Consider the following 3,245-nt stretch of genomic DNA (forward strand, 5'->3'; position numbering starts at 1 on the left):
GGCATCTGCGGTCAGGGCCCTTCGGACCACCCGGACCTGGCCAAGTGGCTGATGGAGCAAGGCATTGAAAGCGTTTCGCTGAACCCGGACTCCGTGCTGGAAACATGGTTCTTCCTGGCCGAGGGTCAGGCTGAGGCTTGATGCTCCCTGTAGGAGCGAGCAAGCTCGCGATGGTCGCTAACGATAACGCGGGGCATCAGATGTCCTGCGGTGCCTTGTAGTCCATCGCGAGCGTGCTCGCTCCTACAGTTAAAATGGTCATTGACCAGATTTAAGCAGGGCGGGCTCTTCCGGAAGCCGCCCTTTTTTGTGCAAGAGATTATGCAAAGCAGCAGCAACCTATTTCCTGTCGCTTTGATCAGCGCCGAGCGGCGTGGCGATCTGAGCGAAGATGTTTACCGTTTGAAACCGGGCAACAGCCCGGACTGGTCCGTGGAGTTGGCAGTCACTCGTCTTGGCATGGCCGACGAGCCGGCGGCGCGCGGTGTGCCAGTGATTCTGCTGCATGGCAGTTTTTCCAATCGACGCTTCTGGTATTCCCCCAAGGGCGTGGGCCTGGGCGCCTTTCTGACACGCCTGGGGTTCGATGTGTGGATTCCCGAGATGCGTGGTCACGGTTTGTCCCAGCGTAACCTGGACTACCGCAAGAACCGTGTCGCCGATTACGCGCGCTACGATCTGCCGGCCATCGGTGCGTTCGTGCGCGAGCAGAGCGGACAGATTCCGCATTGGATCGGCCACTCGTTGGGCGGTATTACGCTGGCGGCGGCGTTGGGTGGCGAATACATCGGCGAACCGGTGGTGGCATCCGCCGCTTTTTTCGGCACTCAAATCAGTCGCACCTACTGGCCGCTGAAAATACCGCCGGTGGAGTGGGGTGGGCGCTTCATCCTCAAGCGTTTCGCGCAACTGTCCGGTTCACGGCTCAAGCGCGGTCCGGAAGACGAGCCGATCGGCCTGGCCCTGGAAGGTATGCGCTGGCATGGCTTGTTCGGACGTTTTGGCGATGCCGATAAAGACTGGTGGGCTGGCCTGGCCGACGTCAAGTTGCCGATGCTGGCGGTGAGTGCGGCGGGTGACCATCAGGACCCGACCTGGGCCTGCCGCAAACTGTTCGATCAATTGGGTTCCGAGCACAAGCAGTTCATCAACCTGGGGCGCGAGCAGGGGTTCGGTGATAATTTCGGCCATGTGGAAATGCTGGTCAGCAAGCCCGCCCAGGCTGAAGTCTGGCCATTGGTGACCCGCTGGCTGGCGGATCAACAGACACCTTTGCTGGGTGAGCCAGCGCAATTGACCGCTGCGGCCCAGAGCTGAAGGCTCTATCAAGGGCATTTCGCTCTGATCGGCTTGCGGCTAAGATATGACGCATTGAGTTGATCTGGTCATTTTCGATGACTGGATCATCAGTAATGTTCGTGCTGTCTTCCTCTTTACAGGAGTTTCTCGATGAATCATTACCTCACGCCTGACCTGTGCGACGCCTACCCGGAGCTGGTGCAGGTGCTGGATCCGATGTTCAGCAATTTCGGCGGCCGTGATTCTTTTGGCGGCGAAATCGTGACCATCAAGTGCTTCGAAGATAACTCCCTGGTCAAGGAACAGGTCGAGCTCAAAGGCCACGGCAAGGTGCTGGTGGTCGACGGTGGTGGCTCCCTGCGGCGCGCGTTGCTGGGTGACATGCTGGCAGAAAAGGCTGCCAATAATGGCTGGGAAGGCTTGGTGATCTACGGTTGCATCCGTGACGTCGACGTCATTGCGCAAACCGACCTGGGGGTTCAGGCGTTGGCCAGCCATCCGATGAAAACCGACAAGCGCGGTATCGGAGATCTGAACGTTCCCGTGACGTTCGCCGGCGTGACCTTCCACCCAGGCCAATACATTTATGCAGACAACAACGGCGTGATTATCTCGCCGAGTCCTCTTGCAATGCCCGAGTAAGCGTTAGCCGACTTTTTTGAAGAATGGAGTGCGGATGTTCGAGGAAGAAAACGCGCAGTGGGGGCTGGTCCATGCCTTGGTGCTGGATGGTAAAGGCGGTGCGCGTTCGATAGCCCGGACAGAACTGGATGACTTGCAGTTGCAGGCTCATGAAAGCCTGTGGCTGCACTGGGATCGCAGCCACCCGCAGACCCAGACCTGGCTACGCAAATCCAGTGGGCTGAGCGAGTTCAGTTGTGATCTGTTGCTGGAAGAAAACACCCGTCCACGCCTTCTACAGCTTTCGGACAGCGAACTGCTGCTATTTTTGCGCGGGGTAAACCTCAATCCGGGCGCCGAACCCGAGGATATGGTGTCGGTACGGATCTTCGCCTCTGCCCAGCGGGTGATTTCCCTGCGTTTGCGCCCATTGCGCGCCACAGAGGAGCTGCTGGTGCAGTTGGCTGAAGGCAAGGGGCCGAAAACCGCTTCCGAGTTGATCCTTTGTATGGCGCAGTACCTCACCAACAAGGTGCAGGATCTGGTCAGTTGCCTCTCTGAAGTGGTCGATGACGAAGAGGAAAAGCTGGATTCCGACGAACGGTATACGCCTGAGCATGGCGCGGTTTTGCAGATCCGTCGTCGGGCCGCTGCGTTGAAGCGGTTTCTCGCTCCGCAGCGAGATATTTTTGGTCAGCTCACGCGGATCAAGTTGCACTGGTTCGTCGAGGACGATGGCGATTACTGGAACGAGTTGAACAACAGCCTGACCCGTTACCTTGAAGAGCTGGAACTGACGCGCGAGCGCGTAGGGCTGGTTCTTGAGGCTGAAGACCGACGGTTGAGCGTGCGCATGAATCGGACGATGTATCGCTTCGGGATCATCACCGGGATCTTCCTGCCGATGAGTTTTCTGACCGGTCTTCTGGGGATCAACGTCGGGGGTATTCCATTTTCCGCGAGCCCGTATGGCTTCATGGTCGCCTGTCTGCTGATGGTCCTGGTTGCACTCGGACAGTGGTGGCTGTTCCGCCGGTTGCGTTGGGTTTGAAAATGGACCATGTGACCCGAGCAATTTTTACCGCGTCTTTCACAGACATCACGAGAGGTGCGTATGCACGATCCGTTTGAACAGTCTTTGCGCGAAATGCTCAAGGCATCCCCGTCCACCCGGGACGACGATGCGTGCCTTGGTCGTGTATTGAAAACCGCCAACCGCCAGGTTGGCGCGGGTGATCTGTTCAGCCTGCTGGGCCGCTGGCTGCCCGCCCTGATGATCGCTCTGAACAATGGCTCGGCCCATATCGCGCCGGTGTCCCGTCTTC

5 protein-coding genes are annotated in these 3,245 nt (G+C 58.4%); all 5 read left to right on the forward strand.

The window, feature by feature from the left end; all coding sequences use genetic code 11:
- Nucleotides 1–141, forward strand: a 141-nt coding sequence (locus ACQKP2_RS32275; RefSeq protein WP_427582310.1) for a hypothetical protein, incomplete at its 5' end; no start/stop codon positions are given.
- Between the two features lie 180 nt (nucleotides 142–321).
- Nucleotides 322–1,317 (forward strand): alpha/beta fold hydrolase, encoded by a 996-nt coding sequence (locus tag ACQKP2_RS32280; protein WP_427582306.1) that lies wholly within the window; start codon nucleotides 322–324, stop codon nucleotides 1,315–1,317.
- A gap of 132 nt (nucleotides 1,318–1,449) precedes the next feature.
- The gene (gene rraA, locus ACQKP2_RS32285; RefSeq protein WP_427582307.1) at nucleotides 1,450–1,941 is read left to right on the forward strand and encodes a ribonuclease E activity regulator RraA; all 492 of its coding nucleotides are present in this window, start codon (nucleotides 1,450–1,452) and stop codon (nucleotides 1,939–1,941) included.
- A 34-nt stretch (nucleotides 1,942–1,975) separates the two neighbouring features.
- Nucleotides 1,976–2,971 (forward strand): zinc transporter ZntB, encoded by a 996-nt coding sequence (locus tag ACQKP2_RS32290; RefSeq protein ID WP_427582308.1) that lies wholly within the window; start codon nucleotides 1,976–1,978, stop codon nucleotides 2,969–2,971.
- A 57-nt stretch (nucleotides 2,972–3,028) separates the two neighbouring features.
- Nucleotides 3,029–3,245, forward strand: a 217-nt coding sequence (locus tag ACQKP2_RS32295) for a CrfX protein (protein ID WP_427582309.1), incomplete at its 3' end; no start/stop codon positions are given.

Source organism: Pseudomonas sp. NPDC089569 (assembly GCF_050280625.1).
Taxonomy (GTDB): Bacteria; Pseudomonadota; Gammaproteobacteria; order Pseudomonadales; family Pseudomonadaceae; genus Aquipseudomonas.